This window comes from Streptomyces sp. NPDC006487 (assembly GCF_042870555.1).
Classification (GTDB): Bacteria; Actinomycetota; Actinomycetes; order Streptomycetales; family Streptomycetaceae; genus Streptomyces.
The window spans coordinates 86,157-105,118 of record NZ_JBIAHN010000022.1; the positions used below are offsets into that span (position 1 = coordinate 86,157).

Below are 18,962 nucleotides of genomic sequence, written 5' to 3' on the forward strand. Positions count from 1 at the left end.
CTCACTGGGCCGTGTTGAGCGCGGCGGGGCGCGCTCGGGGGTCGCCCGTGCCGCGTGGAGCCGTGTAGCCCGTGACGAGACACTCGGAGCCTACGTGGCGGACGGCCTTCCAAGAGAAGGCCGTTCCGGCCAAGGTGGGTCTCGAAACGGCCGCGGTTCCCGGCGTGGGCCGACGTCCGACTCGTGCTCCCACCCGGCGACCTACTCACCGCCTGGATCCAGTGGCCGGCTGATCCCCCAACGAGCAGCCCCGACAGCCACATCAACGGCCGGTCATAGAACCTGCGCAGTCACACCACGGCGTCGACAGCCTCCCGCCGTATCGTGCGCTTCGGCCCGTCCGGCCGTCTCCGCGCTGTCGGCCGAGCCGTCTGCGCCCTACCGTGCGTTCAGCACGGACGCGACGACGTCGCCCGCCGGCCCGCTGCCGTAGCCGCCGGACTGGACGACCGAGCCGGCGGCCAGGTCGTCCGCGTAGCCGGTGAACCAGCTGTTGGAGTCGCTCTGGCCGTCGACCTCGGCCGACCCGGTCTTGGCTCCCTTGTCGCCGCTGACCGCGGACATCGCCTTGGCGGCGGTGCCGTCGGTCGCGGCGGCGCCCATCAGGCTGCGCAAGGTGGCGGCCATTTTCCCGGGCAGCGGCTGGGCGGTGGTCAGCTCGCCCTTGATCATGTTCCTGGGCACGATCACCGGCTGGCGGAACGCGCCGTTTTTCACGGTCGCCGAGAGGGAGGCGATGCTGAGGGCGTTCATGGTGACCTTGCCCTGGCCGATGTAGGAGGCGGCCGTCTCGGGCCCCTTCGAGACCGGGATGCGGGCGTCGGTGGAGACGATCCCGATGGACCACACCCCGCCCAGGCCGAAGTACTTGCGAGCCGTCTGGCTCAGGGCGGTGTCCGCCACGCCCTTGGCGCTCAGCGGGCCCAGCGCCTTCATGAAGAAGGTGTTGCAGGAGCGGCGGAAGCTGTCTCGGAAGGTGCCGTTCTCGATGAAGAAGTTCTTGTTGTTGTGGAAGGTCCGGCCCGACCAGGTCACCTCCTTCGGACACTCGACCGGGGAGGTCGGTCCGCCGACCAGGCCGTGCTCCAGCAGCATCGCCGCGGTCACGACCTTCATCGTGGAGCCGGGGGCCTGCGCCCCCTCCATCGCCACGTTGAACCCGCCGACCGGGCTGTTGGCGACCGCGCTGATCTCGCCGGTGCTGGGCCGGACGGCGACCACCGAGGCCCGGTCGTACTTCTTCACCGCCCGCTCGGCGGCGGCCTGTACGTCGGCGTCCAGCGTCGTCTGGACCTTCTTCGTCTTTCCCTTGGCGAGGGTGAGCAGCGTCTGGTTCGGCGTGTCGGCGTCGGCCGGCTCGATCCAGGTCTCGACGCTGGGCGCGCCTGCGGCCCCGTCCGCGTACCGGGTCCGCAGGGTGTCCAGTACGGGGGCCAGCGACGGGTACTGCTCGGCGGTCAGCTCCCGGCCCTTGCGGTCCAGCGCCTCGATCGAGTCCCTCTTCGCCTTACCGGTCCGCAGGGTCGCGCCCTTGATCAGCTTCGGGTGCAGCACCGCCGGCCGCCAGTCCACCAGCGCCCGCCCACTGCTCTTGCCCCGCACCACGGTCAGCTCCGAGGCGTACGCCAGCTCCTTCTCGTGCCCCTCAAAACTGATGGTCGCCTTCACCGTGTACGGCACCGTGGCGCCGCTCGCCGCGCCCGGCGCGACCACGGCGTTCTGCACATGCCCGGTCTCCCGGAAGCCGCGCAGCGCCTCCGTGGCCGCCGCCGGGTCGTCGGTCAGCGTCCCCGCCGCGTCCGCGTCCCCGCGGGCCCACGCCGCCAGGAAGTCCCGCGATGTCCGCTCGACCTCCTCGGCGGTAACCCCGGACGCCTTCAGCGGAGCACCGTGCGAGTCCTCGCCCAGCATCTCGTAGCCCGCGAACCCCACCCCGCCCGCCACCAGGACGAACACGCCGCCGACGAAGGCGGTCTTCACTTTGCCGCGCATGGTGCAGTCCCTCCCCTGACGTCCAGGTAGACCGGGTGGCTGGTGGAAGCGAAGTGCTGGGCGTCGGTGTCGACGTGGCGTACGCGCCAGGTCCCGTCGCTCACGGCCTTGAACTTCGCGCCGAACGTTCCGTCGGCCCGGGTGAGAGAGCTGCCCATTTCTTTCCAGACCGTCCCACCGGTGGGCTTGAAGTAGTAGCGGACCTTTCGCCCCGGATAGTTGTGGGAATAGCCGCTGGGTCCATAGGCCTTCAGGGTCCCTGCGACGAACATGGTCTCCCCCATGCACACCGGCTTGGGACCCACCCGTACGAGCTCGAAGCGGGTTTGCAGGCGTCCGGGCTGGAGATCGGCGCCGGTGCTCGGACCGATGTTCTGCGTCCCGGGGCTGTAGATCCGCCACGGGCTGGAGGGAAACTCCGCGAATACCTCCACGGTGGTGGTGAAGGTCTTGTTGTATTCAACGGTCAGAGTCTTCTGAGTGACCCACTGGCCGCCCCCGACCTTGGCCTGGATCTCGACGGGCGCCTTCTGCGTGGTCACGCCGTCAACGACGATCTTCCCCGCGATGGTCATCTTCCGGTACCGGTCGGTGGAGAGGACCTTCTCCTCGACGACATCGGTGGTGTGGGTGATCTTGACGACGGTCGCGGTCTGCGCGGGAGTCTTCACCAGCCACGGGTCCTGACCGGACACCTTCCAGGACCCGGCGGCGGTGATCCTGGGGCCGACGGCGAACGTACCGTCGGCTCGGGATACGGCACTCGCCGACAGCCCACCGGGCTTCAGGGGTTCGGCGATCACGGTTCGGCCTGCCGCCGCCACGGTCCGGCCGTCGTCCGTCACGCGGGTGATGGCTCCGCGGAAGGAGTCCTCGGCCCCGTACCGCACGATCAGTCCCTTCGACGGCGCGCTCAGTGTCAACGCCGCTTGCTGGGGCCGGATCCGCACGGGCTGTGCGGCCGAGGGAGTCTCGACGCCCTCTTTCAGGCGTGCGCTGAGGCTCAGCGAGGACTCCTTGCCCTGCGCGGCGACCAGCGTCGTGAACTTGCCTTCGCTGTCGGAGACCACGTCCGATCGGCCCCACCCGAGCTGGACGCTGACGAGGGCGCCGGCCAGCGGACCGCGTTCTCCGGTCCGCGGGTGCACGGCGGTCACCGATCCGGTGGCGGTCGCGTCGAGGTCGTCGAGGGAGAACTGCTGCTGATCGGAAGCCACGTCGAGCTTCGGATCGAGGGCGTAGGTGAACCGGCCCGCACCCTTGCGGCCGGCAACGCCGCCGCCGTCCGAGGGCACGTACACGTCCAGCTCGTAGTCGCCCATCCCGTCGAGCCGAAGCTCGTCGTGGGCCTCGTACCAGCCGATGTCCGGCTCCTCGGAGCCGACCGTGTCGGATTCGTGCCAGAACTTGTCCAGCGTGGCGACGACCACGTCACTGCCCACGGGCCGCACGTCCACCCGCGTCGGCGCGACGTCGTGGTCGCCCACCATCACCCGGAAATGGGTGCCGTTGGACACCTCCACCCAGGCATCCGGCACCGCGCCCGCGACGACAGCCGCCCGCGCGGCCGGCGCGGCGATGGCCGCGACCGGAGCCACGGCGGTCCCCACGATCCCGAGTGCAACCGCCGCACCGATGACGGTCATGGCCGTTCTGAACCCCTTCACACATCCCCCTGTACAACCTGCTCGACTACCGCCTGCTGGAACTTTCGGGGACTCTGACCTGCGAGGCATGCCGAAGGTTGTACGCCGGATTCACAACGAGGCCGGCATCCACCTCGTCAGCGGCAGCAGCCGCCATCGGCGGCACCCTCGTGATCTACGCCAGCACCCGGCTGTCACTCCGCTGACGCAATAGACCGGGGCGATGATCACGGCCGAACCTCGCTCCGGCCGAGCAGGCATGGACCGGCGACCGGCCAACCTCTCCACCGCATCTCGGCATCCCGTAGCGGATAGACGGGGATGCCGGGCGTCTGGCTCTCCGGCACGTGAGAGCCCTGCTGCAACGACTCGGTCGGCGGACGGAGGGCCAGGTTGATCAGGGCGGAGCCGGAGAAGCTGCCGTACACACGGCCGGTACAGACACCCTTGAGAGGCAGCTCGCTGCGCTGCTCAAGTGGGCGAAGGGCTCCGAGCTCTGACGGCGGGCGCAATGCACCACCGCATCACGTTCTCCGCCCGCCGTGACCGTGATCGGCAAGCGCTCACCGACTCCCCTTCGCCGAGGGAAGCCCCCGACGTCACGCCGCCGGCCGCGGGCTCCCGTGAGACAGGCCCGAGCGCCCCAGGGCGCGCAGCATGGCCGGCAGGTCAGCGGGCTGACCGCCCGAACCGCGGACGAGGGTCTCCAGCAGCTCCGGCGTCAGCTCGTACCGCTCGGCGCGGCGCACCAGCTCGGCGCGGCCCTCCCCGAGGACCGCGCCGCCGTCGAGTTCCCGTAGCAGCTCGTCCTCGTTGACAAAACGGCTCAACCCGCAGTCGAGACCGTCGTCATCGAGGTCTGCCGGATACGGAGCCCGTGCCCAGGACCCGTTCTCGGACCAGTACACGCACCCCAGCTCGTTCCCCGCGATCAGCTCACGGAGCTCGTCGTGGGGGAGCCAGTGCGGAGCCCCGGCCAGCATGTCGACCGGCGGCTCGTGCCACTTGACCCCGCTGGACTCGTCCTCACCGAAGAGCACGAACCGGTCCCCGCCCAGCGGCTTCAGCGTCCACCAGGTGCAGCCGCAGTCGTCGAGGTGCAGCCCACGGTCGTCGATCCAGCAGCCCGTGCGGTGGCCCGGCGGCTTCTGCTCCGCCTCGGTCGTCGCCTCCAGCACGGCGACCGCGCTCCACCTGGCCCACAGGACCCCCGGCGCGGGCAGGTCCTGCGGCAGTCCGGGCCGGTGCACTGTCATTCCATCCCCCACGGGTGCGCGATCACGTTCCCGACGCACCCTAACCGTTCCCGGTGGCACCCCGGGCGCGGTGCGGTGGCGTCCGCGGGGAACGCGGCGGGCGCTCGGCGTCGACCTCTGACGAGACGAGTCACCAGCTCAGCGCACATCCCCACAGGGCCCGCCCGCCCCAGAACCCCGACCGCCCAGACGATTACCCCCCACCCGCACATACGCCGAAAGCCACGGACAGCCAGCTCGCCGCCCAGGCCTGCGCCCCCCGCAGACCCAGCCACCCACTCCCGAACAACCCTCACACCCACACAAGAAGGTCCGGACACTCACCAGCCGGAAAACAGGCCCTCAGCAGGCAACATGCACACCCCTCGCCCGTACACCTTCCCCCATGTTTCCGGTCAACGGACGGTGCCGTGCAGGGCCCGGCGGTCTCCGGTGAGGGCGTAGCAGCGAGCAGCTCCGCGGGTCCCGAGTCCGCCGGCGAAGAATCCGCCGGTTCCGGTGGAGTCGCGGACGGCCCGGTGGACCACGGAGCGCACCGTCGAGGACCTGGGCGCCATCGACCAGCTGCACCGGACCCTGCTCGCCGAACTGAACGCGGCCGGCCGCCTGGACTGGTCCAGAGCCTGCGTGGACGGCTCTCACATCCGCGCGAAAAAAGGGGGAGCCGACACCGGTCCGTCGCCGCTCGACCGGCGGCAGACCGGCGGCAAACACCGCCTGATCTGCGACGGACGCGGCACCCCGCTAAAAGTCATCATGACCGCGGCCAACGTCAACGACGTCACCCAGACCCTCGCCCTCGTCGACGGCATCCCACCGGTGGCAGGCCGCCCCGGACGACCTCGCCGCCGCCCCGAGGCCCTGCGCGGCGATGAGGGCTACGACTCCAACCGCGATGAACTGCGAAAACGCTGGATCCTGCCCATCATCTCCCGCAGACGAACCCCGGACATCAAAGGCCTGGGCAAGCTCCGCTACGTCGTCGAGAAAACCTTTGCCCTACTCCACCAGTTCAAACGACTCGCCGTGCGCTGAGAACGCCGCACCGAACTCCACGACGCAGGCGTCTCCCTCGCCTGCAGCCTCATCTGCTGGCGACGCCTCAACAAACCCGCCTCATGATCCTGTTACGAGCTCTACGAGACGGTCCCGCGCTGGTGTCTGAAGTTCGACCAGGCCCACGCCAACGCACCGCACCGCACCGCACCGCACCGCACCAGCCAACCCGGTAGCGGGAACACGGGATGAAAGGATTCCGCAGCGTCGGCGGGGCTCAGCGGTTCCTGCTCCGCGTTCACCGGGATCTCGCCTCACTTCCGCCCCCACCGCCACCTCATGGCCGCCGGCCGCCACCGCTTTGAGATGACGGTCAGGTTCACGATCTGGAACCGGATCACCGGCGCGTCGGCGTGCCCGTCACCGCCTGAACCACGCCCCCTGCCGGGCCCCGACACACCCTGCCGCGCCATCCAACGATCGCACCACCGGCAACGTGACAGCCCCGGTTCAAGTCCCGCCCACCCCAACCCAACCCACCCCAGCAGCCGGTTGAGCGCTACCTCCGAGCCCGGCCGTCCACGCGGTGGTCCCGGAGCCCGGCTGGAGTCAGGTCAGCAGAGAGCTCGCGGCCGATCCAGCCGTGGCTGAACCGGTCGCACCACGCGTTGGTGACGAAGCGTTCGTCGTCGGTGATCGTGAACGTCTGCCAATCCGGTTCGGCGCAGGCAACTACACCACCGGGGCCGACCACCCGGCCCATATCCTGTACGACCTGCCCCGGCCGTGGGCCTGGCGATGTCGAGTTCGCAGCGGGCCTGGTAGGTCGCGGGGGCTGAATCCGTACCGGCCATAGATGCTGCCTTCCGCGGCACTCAGCGGGGCCAACACCTCACCTCACTCATTGCAGTCGTCGACCAATAGTGCCGGTGGCCGGCGGCCCCGCGGGGGTGGCCGTCTCCCTGTGCGGGATCAGTCGCAGGCACTGAGGCCCAGGGCTTCGATGGCCAGGCTGCGACCGGTGGTGCCGAGGTGGATCTCGGTGCCGCGCGTCCTGGGCTGCCAGTCGATACCCTGGACGTGGGCGCGGCCAGCCACGGTTCCCCGTTCGATGCGGACGTCCAGCGCCTCAAGGCGCAGCCCGCGGCCGGTGGTGCCGACCTCGGCCGTGCCACCGTCCGGGATCCGGACCCAGGGCTGCCAGCCGAGGCCTTGAACGTGGGCGCGCACCCACAGGCCGCCGGTACCGGTCGGGGAGATCCGCAGCGCCTCGGTGGGGCGGCTCTGGCCCGTGGTCCCGACTCCCGAACCGTCCGCGCCGGTCGTGGGCAGCCAGCCGATGTCCCGCAGGTGCGCCTGGTAGCGGATCGTGCGGCCCCGCTGGACCGGGGTGCCCTCAGGGTCACCGCAGGCGTTCTGCCGGGCGACGTCGTTGAGTGCCACGACCATGCGCTGCAGGGTGCCTGCGGCGACCCCGGATCCGTTCTGGTTCACGTCGTCGGTCATCACCGCGTTGAACTGGTCCACGGCTGGGTGGCGCTGCCAGGATCCGGCCAGCATGGCCACGAGCCGGGCGTTGAACCCGTGGGCGATGTTGAGCATGTATGCGTCGGCCACCTCGCGGGGTACCGCGCCGACCTCCGCGCCCCATTGCGCCAGAACGGCGCCCGGCACGGTGATGTCCGGAGTGACGATGCCGCTGAGTGAAAACAGTCCCGGCGGGCGCGTCCCCTGCGGCCAGTTCAGGGCCAAGTCGTCCAGGGTGAGTGCAGAGGCGTACATGCTCTCCGCTGCCCCCGCGCTGTTGAACAGTGCGCCCAGGTAGTCGTACCAGGACAGCGAGGCGAACGCATAGCTGCCGCGGGCGTCAGAGTCGGAGGGCGGCCACACCACGTTGCGCTGGTCCTCCCGGGCGTCGCCCATCACGATGGCGTTGCGCCCGCTCTCGATGAACCGGCCGTACGGGGTCTGAGGTGTGAACGCGGACCGGGGGGCGATGCGTTCGCGCCCGATCGCCTCCAGGAGCAGGTCCGTCGCGGCGCCCTGGGCGGCAGGCAGTTCGGCCGGGGGCGCGGTGACAGAGAGCCGGACGAGGACAAGCTCCGCCGGGTGTGTCCGAATCCAGCCCGCGAGGGCGTGGACCTCTCCGCTGCGGCCGTCGGCGTCGAAGAACAGGTTGCCCAGGGGGGATCCGTGGTAGGTGTACCAGCGGCCTCCCTCCTTGCACAGACGCAGGTCCAGTACCCGGCTGCCGCCGTCGAGCTGGGCGGGAAGGCTGCCGCTCTGGGTCCGCGCCATGCTCGCGGCGACAGCCGGGTAGGCGCGGGACACGTCGTAGGAGTCCCCGGACGTGCACAGTCCGCTGCCGGGGCGGATGCTCCAGCTGCCCGCGTCGTGGCTGCCCGGAATCGCGATGGCGTTCAGGGGGCGGTCGCGGAGCTGCGCGCCCCGCTGGCCCATCCAGTGCCCCAGATCGATCGCTTCAGCAGACGTCGAGTGCACCGCCGCGCGTGGAACGGCGGGCATGGTGGCCCCCGCGGCGGGCCCGCCGACCAGCAGCAAGGAGAAGAGGGCGAACAGACAGCACGTGAGGAGGGCCGAGGATCTCGATAAGAAGTGAGTGGACGGCATCTGCGCTCCAGGCAGTCGACGAGGGAACGGTGCGGACAGAGCGACCATGCACCCATGCCATGTCCACGTCAAGAAAGCCTAGGGCCTGGCACCCTCCGGAGGTCAGCGGCGGTTTGGTGGACGAACCGGGAGAGTCCGCGAGCGCAGCCAAGCCCTCCACCCGCGACTCCGAAGCCTGATTTGGCCCCCCCCTTTCCTCCCCGACACGCCATGAAACGATCACGCCGCCGACAACGTGACAGCACTGGTAGGGGGTGTGCTTGGGGCCAAAGGGCCTACAGCGGGAGTGTCGCCCGGGAGGGTCTGGACGAGGGTGACGGGTGAGGAAGTTCCCCGCCGTCACCGAGGGAGACCCGGTTCGTGGTCACATACAGATCTTTTCGCGTCCTGGCCGGCGTGAATGCCGGTGTCGCGATCCTGCTGGCCGGTGCGTCCGGCAGCGCGCAGGCGGCGCCCGGCGAGGTGGCGGATTTCCAGCGGGTCGTGGCGGATGCCGCCCTCGAGTTCCAGGTACCGGAGGAAGTGCTGCTCGGCGTCAGCTACCAGGCTTCCTGGTGGGAGGGGAACGGGGGCCGGCCCAGCACGCTGGGCGGCTACGGGCCGATGCACCTGACCGACACGACGGCGGGCAAGGCCTACGCCAACCGCGCCGGTGAGGGGCCCGTCGACTCGACGGGCACCGAGGACCCCTCCGAGCACACGCTGAATACTGCGGCAGAGCTGATCCACGTCCGCCCCGACAGAGTCCGGACGGACGAGAAGGAGAACATCCGGGCCGGCGCGGCCCTCCTGGCCTCCTACCAGAAGGACGTATCGGGCACACGTTCCAAAGAGCCCGGCCGGTGGTACACGGCCGTCGCTCGTTACAGCCAGGCCGGCGACCAGGCAAACGCGACCGCCTACGCCGACGCCGTCTACACCTCCATCCGCACTGGGCTGGGGCACACCCGCAAGGACGGCCAGCACATCGTGCTGACGGCCGACCCCGCGGTCACGCCCGACAAGGGCCAGCTACCGAAGCTACGCCTGCGCCGCGGGGTCCCGCTGCCCGCGCAGGCCGAATGCCCGCAGTCCCTGAACTGCCGGTTCGTCCCGGCAGCCGCGAACAACTACCAGGTCGCCTCGCGGCCCGGAAACAAAATCAAGATCAACACCATCGTCATCCATGACATCGAGGGCAGCTACCAGGCCGGCATCAGCACGTTCCAGAACCCCTCCAGCGGGGTGTCCGCCCACTACGTCATGAAGTCAGACGGCAGCGAGACCACCCAGATGGTTGCGAACAAGGACATCGCCTTCCACGCGGGCAACTACTGGGTCAACATGCACGCCGTCGGCATCGAGCACGAAGGCTTCGCCGCGCAGGGTGCCGCCTGGTTCACCCCCGCCACCTACGAATCCACAGCCAAGCTCGTACGCTACCTGGCGGCGGAGTTCGACGTGCCGCTGGACCGGCAGCACATCATCGGCCACGACAACGTCCTCACCGCAAAGGCGGCGGGTATCCCAGGAGCCCACTGGGACCCCGGCCCCTACTGGGACTGGAAGAAGTTCATGATCCTTCTCGCCTCACGCGGCAAGGAGGGCGGGCATGAGGGTGAGCACCGCCACGGCATGGTTCGCACCGGCCAGGCAGTGACCATCGCCCCGGGATTCCGTCACAACATCCAGACCGTCGAGGTGTGCAGCACCATGCCCGCGGCCGGCGGCGCAGGCCGCTCAACGGCTGGCGGCGGCGCGGGAACCGGATGCACCGCGCAGACCGAGCCATCGAACTTCCTCTTCATGCGCACCGCACCACGCCACGATGCGCCCTTGTTCGCCGATCCCGCGATCCACTCCGACGGCTCACCGGGCAGCGACAGGATCGACGACTGGGGCAACACCGTCGTCGCAGGCCAGCAGTTCGTCGTCGCAGACCAGAAGGGAGAGTGGACGGCGATCTGGTACACCGGAAAGAAGGCCTGGTTCCACAACCCCCACGGTCACAACACCAAGCCGGCACTGCACGCACGCATCATCCGCCCCAGAACAGGACCGGCAACCGTACCTCTGTACTCAACTGCCTACCCCCAGCCTGATGAGTACCCCAGCGGCCTGTCCCCCTCCGCCCAGACGCCCCTCGGCATCTACACCTTCCCGCAGGGCCAGGCCTACGTCGCCACCGCGCCTCCGCAGCACACCGACGACTTCTTCAAAGCCACCCCCACCCGCCCCGAAACCGTCGTCACCGGCCGCGACACCTATGACGTGATCCAGTACAACCACCGCCTCGCCCTCGTCAACCACAAAGACACCTTGCCCCTGCACGGGCAAGGCGGCGAAGAAGGGGCAAGGCTCCTGGCACCGAAGGCCTGGGGGATGTCGGACTTCCGGTTCTCACCTGCCGCTTCCCTGTGCTCCAGCGTCAGCGCGACGGCGCACTTCAGCGGATGCGGGGGATGGTGATGACCGGGCTCCTCGAAGGGGGCCGACAGTAATCAGGAGCAGGTGCCTGCTTGCCTGCGTTCGCTGGTGACCGCACGGTTCCCGGGCCCATCGACCCAGCAGTGCGGGATTTCCGACGCCGGCCTCGCCCCCGGGAGCGGCCGCCTGCGGCCCGGGCTCAGCGAGGCTTGGGCGCACGCGCGAACCAGACCCTGTGTCCCGCCGCGGCCTGCGACTGACACTCACCCCCATCGGGATTGAGCTCCTGTCCGCGGCGGCGCGTTCGGCGTGGACGGCGGTGTCACCGAAGACGAGGATTCCCGAGACGAACGCGGCGCCCAGAAGACGAAAGGGCCGTCAGGGCAAGGAGGGCCTTATCGGCAAGTACGGTGCGAAGGGCGGTGCAGAACATGCGGAATGCTCTGCATCGGCGCGTACGGGCTGGGCGCGTCAGACGGCCTGGTCGGTCGACGTCACACGCGGCGACCAGATCGTGCGTGACCATGACCACCGTCTGAGCCAGCTCCCGTACCGAGGCCGCGAGGGAAGACAGGACCTCGCTGCTGGAGCCAGGCCGACAGACCGGCGGATAACCTCGTCGTCCTCCTCCAACAGCACGTGCACCGGCTCGGCGCCCCCGGCCTCTCGGCCGGCTGCCCCGGGCGTGCGGCAGGGGCGGGGTCGTGCTCTGGCACGGTGTCACCTGAAGGTCGTTCCCTACGGGGCTGCTGCGCCGCAGGTGTGCGTCCCACTGGCACCGACGGTGGCTGTTTGGTGCGGCTAGCACGAAGCAGCCGGGTCAGCCAGGCTCTCCGGAGCAGCTGCCGCTCACAGCCGCACCGACGCCGCGACCGGCAGGTGGTCGCTGCCGGTGCGCGGCAGGGTCCAGGCCGAGATGGGGATGACGCCCTTGACGTTGAGGTCGCCGACGACCATGACCCGTGGCAGCTGCTCGTCCCGCACTGCCTCCGCGAGCTTTCGTGCCCCGTCGTTGCGCCGTTCGGTGCCGAAGCCGGACACGGGTTGGACGCGGACCGAGGCGAGGTGCGCGGTGTAGAGGGCCAGGGGGCCTTGGGGGGTATCGACGGTGGCCCGCATGGCCCGGACCCACGGCATGATCATGACCGGCCGCGCACCACGCAGCGGGTAGCTGCTCCACACCCCGACGGTGCCCTGCACGGAGTGGTACGGGTAGGAAGCGGCCCGGGCGGACGAGATGGACGCTGACACCGCCAACCGGGAGCTGTCCATCGCCCGCAAGGTGATCGGCTGGTGACAACGCCAGGGGTGGATCGAAGGCGATCCGGCGCACGGGCCGCGAGGTGCTGTGCCCGAACGCCGAAGACCGGTACCCGCAGGACAAGCGCGGGAAGATCGCTGCCAGGGGCGGGGCGACAGAGGCGAGTCCGTCCAGGGCGGCCGCAGCAAGGAACAGGGCCAGCTGCCTTGCGGTCGATGTCGTGCTGGAGGGATGCGGCGAAGACGGCCATGCCGCTGACGTTGGTGATGCTGAAGCTGACGGCAGGGACGGTGGCTCCGGCGCGCCGTAGGTTCTGTGCGGCATTGCCGCAGGCCAGCGATCCGGTCACCGGACGGATACCGGCCAGCGGCTTGCCGGCGAGGGCGATGATCGGGTGGGAAAGCAACGGTGTCAGACCGATCGCCCCGAGCGGGGTGAAGACAGCTCCGGCCATGATGATCCACCGCTTGAGCATGAATGCCGATGCCGTCGGGCGGTCACAGGTCCAGGTCTTCGGCGAGTTTTCCTGAGTACCAGATGCTGTACTTCGTCTTGCCGAGTTGTTTCAGGACTTCGATGGCTTGGGTGCCGGTGACGCCGTTCTCGGGGTCGAGGAAGGACTTGGGGGCGATGGCAACGATCACGTGGCCGCTGTCGTCGTCCCCGCCGCGGAGCTCGTAGACGGAGCCCATCGGGGCGTGGCGGACCAGGAGCAGGACTTCCTTGAGGGAGACGTCTTTCAGCAGCGGGTCCCCGAGACGTTTGGTGCGGGACTCGGGGCCGAACTCCTTGACCGGAGTCTCCTTGCCGAAGGAGGGCCGCGTCGGTCGGCCGTTCAGAGTCTCCACAAGTGCGTAGGTGGAGGCGTAGCAGCCGCCCCGGTATCCCTTGGGGAGGTCGAGCGTGGTGCGGTGGGCCTTGAGTGCGTCGAAAACCGTTGCCACGTTCCCGGGAACCTTCTCGGTTCGTTCAGCCCATCCGCCCAGGTCGCTCGTTACCCGTGCCGGATCCACGTCCTGCATCCGGGCCTCGTACTGCGCCTCCTGGCTGCGGATCTTGGCGTTGTACGAGGTTTCGAGGGAGAGGACATCGGAGAAGAGGTCCCGGACCTCCCCGAAGCGGGTGGTGAGGTCTCTGCCGCCGTCAGGGTCGTGGAAGAGACGGTTGTTCTGCTCGTCTTCCATGATCTTGGCGAACTCTCTCTCCGCCTGCTCGGCTGTGATGAAGCCCGCACGCTGCCGCTCGTCGAGCCTGGTCACGCGTTCACGCATGCTGGTGCCCGAACCGCTCTGGTTGTTGCCCATCAGTGCTTGCCTATCGTGTGGAGATTGCTCTTGAGGAAAGCAATGCGGGTGCTCAGCGTCTTCTTGAGGGATTCGATCGCGTCGGTCACTTCGGCGTGCGTGTCAGGCTCGGAGAGGTATCGGGCGTCGTGGCCGCAGACCAGGTCCTCCCGGAGCGCCGTGAACGCGGCGTCGGACCAGCCGAGGCCGTCCTTCGGGACGCCGTCGCCGGCCTCCCGGGCGAGGAGGGCGCGATCGGCCGTGCCGAGGGGCGGGCCGGTTTCCTCGATCTCCGCGACCGCGGCGAGAAAGACCGCTTGTACCGCTGCCTGGTACTGGCTCTTGCCCCAGGTAGAGGCCGGCTCATGCAGGCCCTCTCCCCCGCTCAGGGCCAGGTGCGGGGGCAGAGGCGTCCACGTCCCGGACGGCCTCAGGCGGTCCGGAGAGACGAAACAGTTCTCGCCCTGCGTCACTTCAAAACCGGCCTGGCAGGGTCGGGCTTGCACGATCCACCACAGTTCCTGCAGGGCGGCCTCACCGTAGTCGGCAGCGAGGTCCGTGCACAGCCTCGCAAACTGGACGTGTAGGGACGGTGCGAGGGAGGTCAGCTGCGAGACCTCCGCCTCATTGGGCACCCCGCGCATGGTGACCAGCTCGGCCATCAGCGCGGGGCGGAGGACCGGATCCTCGTCCAGCTGCTGGAAGAGGTCGCCATAGGAAGATCCTTGGATGCTCATGCGTAAACGGGTCCATCTCTCGTCGGTTGCATCGTCTCCCCCTCGGCCAGTCTCCCCGCAGCGGGCGGGCTTGTGTCCGTCCGCCCGGCCAGTCTTGCGGACACGGCGACGCCGCCCGCCGCGGTACGGGCGGGGCGCGGCTAGCCTCGCGCTTTCCTGAAGGGTCAGGTCTGTGTGGCTGTACTTCCGCTTCCCCTGGGCTTCCGTGAGGTGGAGGAGCTGATGCTGGAGCAGGGGATGTGGCTGTCTCCTACGAGACGGTCCGGTGTTGGTGTCTGAAGTTCGGTCAGACATACGCGAACGCGCTGCACCGGCGGCGTCCGCAGCCCGGCGACAAGCAGCACTTGGACGAGGCATACCTCGCGATCAACAGGGCGCGGAGGAACTTGTGGTGGGCTGCCGACGTCGACGGAGAACTCCCACATGCCTCCCGGCGGCGCGAACGCGCGGTCAAAGGATTCCGCAGCGTCGGCGGGGCGCCGCGGTTCCTGACCGCGTTCAACGCCACATAGATGGGCCGGTTGGCGGAGGCTCCTTCCCGGTCCCGCGGCACGTCGACCTCGCCCCGTCCGACGTCCGTGCCGACGGTCCCGGAACCTTGCCGTTCCTCGAGCTACCGCCGCTGCTGCATCCGGTGCCGGTGCCGTTGACTGTCGTGGGGTCATCGGCCACGACGGTGAACGGCGGCTGCCCGGGCGTTGTCCCGGACACGCGCACCGTGTTGGTGACGCGCGAGCACGGGATGTCATTCGTGATGCCCACTGGAACAGTGATCGTCGCCGATTCGCCGGGCCGCAACCGCCAGCGTTGTCGCAGGTGACCGAAGCCTGATCACCCGCCACCGTGCAGGTGAAGGGGCCCTGTACCTGCGCGCTGGCGGAGGCCGTGATCCTTGTTGGGAGGTTGTCCGTCATGTGCAGGGGCGGAGTTGCGTTCGTGCCGTTGTTGCTGGTGGAGACCTGGAACGACCCGGTTCCGCCCGGCGCGGACTGCGTCGGTGTGTGCGTCTTCGCGACTGTCGGCAGGCCTGTGTCGGTCCGGCAGCCGATGATGTTCGTGGGGTCTTCTGCTACGACGTCGAGGTTGGGGTTCCCCTGTCCTGGAAGTGTGTCCTGCACCGCGACCCGGTTGTTGACGGTCCCGCAAGGAGCGTTGGCATCGATGACCACGTCGATGACGAGCAGTTCCGTCTGGCCGGGGGCCAGAACGACTCCGTTCAGACAGCCCACCTGGGCTCCGGGCTCGAAGATCTGACACTCGAACGGACCGTTTTCTACGATGCTCGTAGCACGGACGTTCGCCGGCGACACATCCCCGAGACAGAAGGTCGGCTTGTTCTCCAACGGATCAGGGTTGCTGACCTCGATGCGGTACGAGCCTGTCCCTCCGGCCGTCAAGTCGCCCTCGTGGCTCTTCGGTCGAAGAGGTGCTGCACTCTCCAGGTGGTCAACGCGCTTACAGGACTAGAACATCGAATTCACGATGGTTTCACTCGATTGCCTGCCCATCCTTCGAGGCAAGGGCAACTCGAGGACGTCGCCGCCGGCTCAGCGCGTTCGCGCAGGTCTGACCGAACTTCAGACACCAATACCGGCCCGTCTCGCAGGAGGCGATCACGCGGTGCGAAATGATCTCGACCGGGTGGCGGCGATTCGCGTACGACGGCACGACGGGCTGCCTCCCCAGACAGACAACCCGAAGACCACTCACCCCCACCGGACAACGTGACAGCACCGCCGTCGGCGGTCCGACCGTACGGGGCGCTCAACCGCCCGCCAAGGTGCGTACGGGAACACGGACTTGGATGATCGTGCCGGTCGGAACATTCCCCTGGATCGTCAGGGAGCCGCCCGCCTCCTCCAATCGCAGGCGCTGCGCCGCCAGGCCGATGTGCCCCTGCGACAATCGCTCGTGCAAGACTTCGGCGGGGAGCCCTGCACCGTTGTCGGCTACGCTGAGAGCCGCTTCTTTTCCCACGATTCCGAAATATACGGTGACATGCGACGCCCCGGCGTGTTTGACGATGTTCGTCAGGAGTTCCCGGGAACAGCTGTAGAGCAGTCGGTCGGCGTCATGGCCGGCCGAATCCGTTTCGCATGTGACATCGACGGTGAACTTCCCCCGTTGCGCGCAATTTTGGGCAAGATCCCGCAGTGCCTGCTGAAGCCCGGCCGTCTCCAATACCGACGGATGTAGCTCGGTGACTGAGGAACGGAGCTGTCGCGCAGCATCCTGTAGCGCCACGTCGGCCCGCTCGAGCGCGTTGTGCTGCCGGTACTGAGCGACTTCGTCAATATCCAGGCGAGCCGACAGCACGCTCTGCAGAGGACCGTCGTGTAGAGCTTCGGCGAGGTCCCTGCGGTCGCGGTCAACAAGGGACATGGTGGTCGCGAGCATTGAAGCGCGCCGATGGGCGAGCCGGGAGATGCTCCGTGCACGGGACTGTTGGATGTGGGAGATAAGCACTGAACTCACGCTGACGAGGGCGATGGTGATCGTATTTCCAACGGTCAACCCGAGGTTCGGTGCGGCGTGAAGGTGCCCTACAAGGGAGGCGGAGAAATAGAATACGACAGCGATGCACGCCGTGGTGGCGGTGACGATGGGCCGCAGCTGAAAGGCCGAGATGATGACGATCATCAATAGCCAGCCGGAGGTGAACGGGTTCGACCATTCGGGGTCACTGTATGCACCTGAAATGCTCAGCAAGAGGGCTCGGACGGGGAGATCCACGAAAGGGACCGACCATTCCACAGCCCGGAGAGGCACGTCACGCCAGATGAGAACGAGAAGTACGGCGGAGTATGCCACATACAAGCAAATAATCAGAAGGGTCAAGATATCATTTAGCTCGTGCGGGTAGAAGTAGACTTCGATAGCTGCCGCAAGTGACAGCACTAGGCGCAGGATGGCCTGAAGGCGCAAAGCCTTCCCCTGGTAGACGGCAAAGACATGGGTGAGCGCATCCTGTCCGTCGGGGGGCATTTCATCGAAATCTTCGTACCGGTCCGAGGCTAGCCGCCTCAATGCCGACCGGAGATCCCCGCCTAGCCGCGTAATGGTTTCCATCGGCCGCTCCCGTGTGTCCCGCTGCCGGCGCCTGCACCGAATGCAGTATTCCCGAGAGATCGCCGACGGACAGGGCTCGTGCCCGTGTCATACGCGGGTTTCTTTCGAACCTGCCTGGATCCGTGAGGGGATGACGGCCCGTGCACGAGTGGTGGGTTCACCCCGCTTCGTCCCGCCGCTGACTGATGGCTGGGATCTTCGTCGGTGTCGGGGTTCTGCGCGTGGGCGTTGACGCTCCTACAGCCAACGGGCCGTGCGGGGTGTCCGTGGGGCGGGTCGGAGCAGACAGTCTTGTCGGACCGATCGAGGGGCCGCGGACATGAGGGCCCTGCCTGGGTAGGGCAGGGCCCGTTCACGCGACGGCCGAACGCTCTTGCGGGAGGCGTCACATGGAGGAGCGTTGCACTTCCAGAGCCCCGCGACTATGATGGTCATTTTATTCTTGACGGTACCTCAAGTCGGGGGGACGGTCCTTGAGCCCCTCCGTACCCTGCCCTAGCCCTGCGTCGGCAAGGTCGAGGACGGGGACGATAGGTTGGGTTCGTGATCGATTTCCTCCTCGGCGCCCCGGTACCCGGCAGCCTGGACGCCGTGTGGCACGCGGGCTGGCCCTCCCCCAAGCACGATCCTGCCCCTGAGATCCAGGTCCACGCGTACACCGAGAACACGGTGATCCTGCGCCAGAACAAGTCGGTTCACTACGAGGCGCCGTTCGTCTTCCTCCTCTTCGGGAACGAGCGGGCACTCCTGATCGACACCGGTGCCACCGCCGACTCCGCCCACTTCCCGCTGCGTGCGACCGTCGACGGACTGATCGAGGACTGGCTGGGCCGCAACCCCCGCGCACGGTACGGGCTGATGGTCGCTCACACCCATGGGCACGGCGATCACATCGCGGGCGACGGGCAGTTCGTCGACAGGCCGCAAACCACGATCGTCGGCCCGGGGCTGAACGAGGTCACGGCCCAATTCGGACTCGCCGACTGGCCGCACCGGACCGCCGAGGTCGACCTGGGCGGACGTGTCGTCGACCTCATCCCCGGACCCGGCCATCAGGCCGCTGCTCTGGTCTTCCACGACCGGCACACGGGCCTGCTGCTGACCGGCGACTCGCTCTACCCCGGGCGGCTCTACGTGGAGGACCGGGCGGCGTACGCCGCCACGGTGGACCGGCTCGTGGACTTCTGCGCGACCCGCCCGATCACCCATGTCCTCGGCTGCCACATCGAGATGACCACGCAGCCGGACACCGACTACCCGCGGGGTACCACCCACCAGCCGGACGAGCCTCCGCTCCAGCTGGCCACCACCCACCTGCACGCCCTGCGCCGCGCCCTCGCGGAGACGGCGGGACAGCCTGGTTCCCATCCCCGCGGGGCCTTCATCATCGTGTACCGGGACTGAGGCTGAGCTGCGGCTTCAGACACCAGTGCCGGACCGTCTCGTAGCAGACAACGACGCCCCGCTCGAGCATGAGCCTTCCCCACACCGACAACCCGAAGACCATCCCACCCCGCCCCGGACCACGGCACCGCCCCCGTCTGTGGCCCTGGATGGGTCTAGGCCGATCGGGCACACTCTCGCCTTGCCCTCGCCCCCGCCGTGCAAGCCCGGATAGCGTGGCGGAAAAGGGCGCGTTGGCCAGGGGTGGGTGCGGCTGACCACAGAGTTCGTTCCTGTCCGGC

Annotated in this window: 12 protein-coding genes and 1 pseudogene; 4 read left to right on the forward strand and 9 right to left on the reverse strand. The window is 68.4% G+C overall.

The window, feature by feature from the left end; genetic code table 11:
- Positions 1-378 precede the first annotated feature (378 nt).
- From ACFYM0_RS33220 to ACFYM0_RS33230, 3 genes are all read right to left on the reverse strand, one after another.
- On the reverse strand, positions 379-1,992 hold the full coding sequence (locus ACFYM0_RS33220; RefSeq protein WP_388507997.1) for a penicillin-binding transpeptidase domain-containing protein: 1,614 nt from the start codon (positions 1,990-1,992) through the stop codon (positions 379-381).
- Positions 1,977-3,638 (reverse strand): hypothetical protein, encoded by a 1,662-nt coding sequence (locus ACFYM0_RS33225; RefSeq protein WP_388507999.1) that lies wholly within the window; start codon positions 3,636-3,638, stop codon positions 1,977-1,979. Before ACFYM0_RS33225 ends, ACFYM0_RS33220 begins: the two co-directional genes overlap by 16 nt.
- A gap of 599 nt (positions 3,639-4,237) precedes the next feature.
- Positions 4,238-4,894 carry a hypothetical protein gene (locus ACFYM0_RS33230; protein WP_388508001.1) on the reverse strand — a complete coding sequence of 219 codons (657 nt, stop codon included), beginning with the start codon at positions 4,892-4,894 and terminating at the stop codon, positions 4,238-4,240.
- 498 nt (positions 4,895-5,392) lie between these two features.
- Between ACFYM0_RS33230 and ACFYM0_RS33235 the strand changes: the two genes are divergently transcribed.
- A complete protein-coding gene (locus ACFYM0_RS33235; RefSeq protein WP_388508004.1) occupies positions 5,393-5,929 on the forward strand; it encodes a transposase in 537 nt (178 codons plus the stop codon).
- A gap of 933 nt (positions 5,930-6,862) precedes the next feature.
- On the opposite strand, the gene ACFYM0_RS33240 is transcribed toward ACFYM0_RS33235, so the two are convergent.
- Complete coding sequence (locus ACFYM0_RS33240) at positions 6,863-8,521, reverse strand: hypothetical protein (protein ID WP_388508006.1); 1,659 nt, start codon at positions 8,519-8,521, stop codon at positions 6,863-6,865.
- Between the two features lie 360 nt (positions 8,522-8,881).
- On the opposite strand from ACFYM0_RS33240, the gene ACFYM0_RS33245 reads away from it, so the two are divergent.
- On the forward strand, positions 8,882-10,969 hold the full coding sequence (locus tag ACFYM0_RS33245; protein WP_388508009.1) for an N-acetylmuramoyl-L-alanine amidase: 2,088 nt from the start codon (positions 8,882-8,884) through the stop codon (positions 10,967-10,969).
- Positions 10,970-11,411: 442 nt separating this feature from the next.
- Here the strand turns inward: ACFYM0_RS33245 and ACFYM0_RS33250 are convergent.
- Together ACFYM0_RS33250 and ACFYM0_RS33255 are read right to left on the reverse strand one after the other, a co-directional pair.
- A pseudogene (locus ACFYM0_RS33250) lies at positions 11,412-11,516 on the reverse strand (ABC transporter ATP-binding protein); the annotation flags it as partial.
- A 260-nt stretch (positions 11,517-11,776) separates the two neighbouring features.
- Positions 11,777-12,199 (reverse strand): hypothetical protein, encoded by a 423-nt coding sequence (locus tag ACFYM0_RS33255; protein WP_388508012.1) that lies wholly within the window; start codon positions 12,197-12,199, stop codon positions 11,777-11,779.
- Positions 12,200-12,436: 237 nt separating this feature from the next.
- Here ACFYM0_RS33255 and ACFYM0_RS33260 point away from each other — a divergent pair, with 237 nt between their 5' ends.
- Positions 12,437-12,718: a hypothetical protein gene (locus ACFYM0_RS33260; RefSeq protein WP_388508015.1), complete on the forward strand. Its 282-nt coding sequence runs from the start codon at positions 12,437-12,439 to the stop codon at positions 12,716-12,718.
- Here ACFYM0_RS33260 and ACFYM0_RS33265 read toward each other — a convergent pair.
- The 3 genes from ACFYM0_RS33265 to ACFYM0_RS33275 form a co-directional block, all read right to left on the reverse strand.
- Positions 12,686-13,492, reverse strand: a complete 807-nt coding sequence (locus tag ACFYM0_RS33265; RefSeq protein WP_388508018.1) for a hypothetical protein — start codon at positions 13,490-13,492, stop codon at positions 12,686-12,688. The two genes, ACFYM0_RS33260 and ACFYM0_RS33265, sit on opposite strands and share 33 nt — an antisense overlap.
- The gene (locus ACFYM0_RS33270) at positions 13,492-14,208 is read right to left on the reverse strand and encodes a hypothetical protein (RefSeq protein WP_388508021.1); all 717 of its coding nucleotides are present in this window, start codon (positions 14,206-14,208) and stop codon (positions 13,492-13,494) included. Before ACFYM0_RS33270 ends, ACFYM0_RS33265 begins: the two co-directional genes overlap by 1 nt.
- Positions 14,209-15,972: 1,764 nt before the next feature.
- On the reverse strand, positions 15,973-17,277 hold the full coding sequence (locus ACFYM0_RS33275) for a sensor histidine kinase (protein WP_388508024.1): 1,305 nt from the start codon (positions 17,275-17,277) through the stop codon (positions 15,973-15,975).
- Positions 17,278-17,820: 543 nt separating this feature from the next.
- Between ACFYM0_RS33275 and ACFYM0_RS33280 the strand changes: the two genes are divergently transcribed.
- Complete coding sequence (locus ACFYM0_RS33280; RefSeq protein ID WP_388508027.1) at positions 17,821-18,681, forward strand: MBL fold metallo-hydrolase; 861 nt, start codon at positions 17,821-17,823, stop codon at positions 18,679-18,681.
- Positions 18,682-18,962 lie beyond the last annotated feature (281 nt).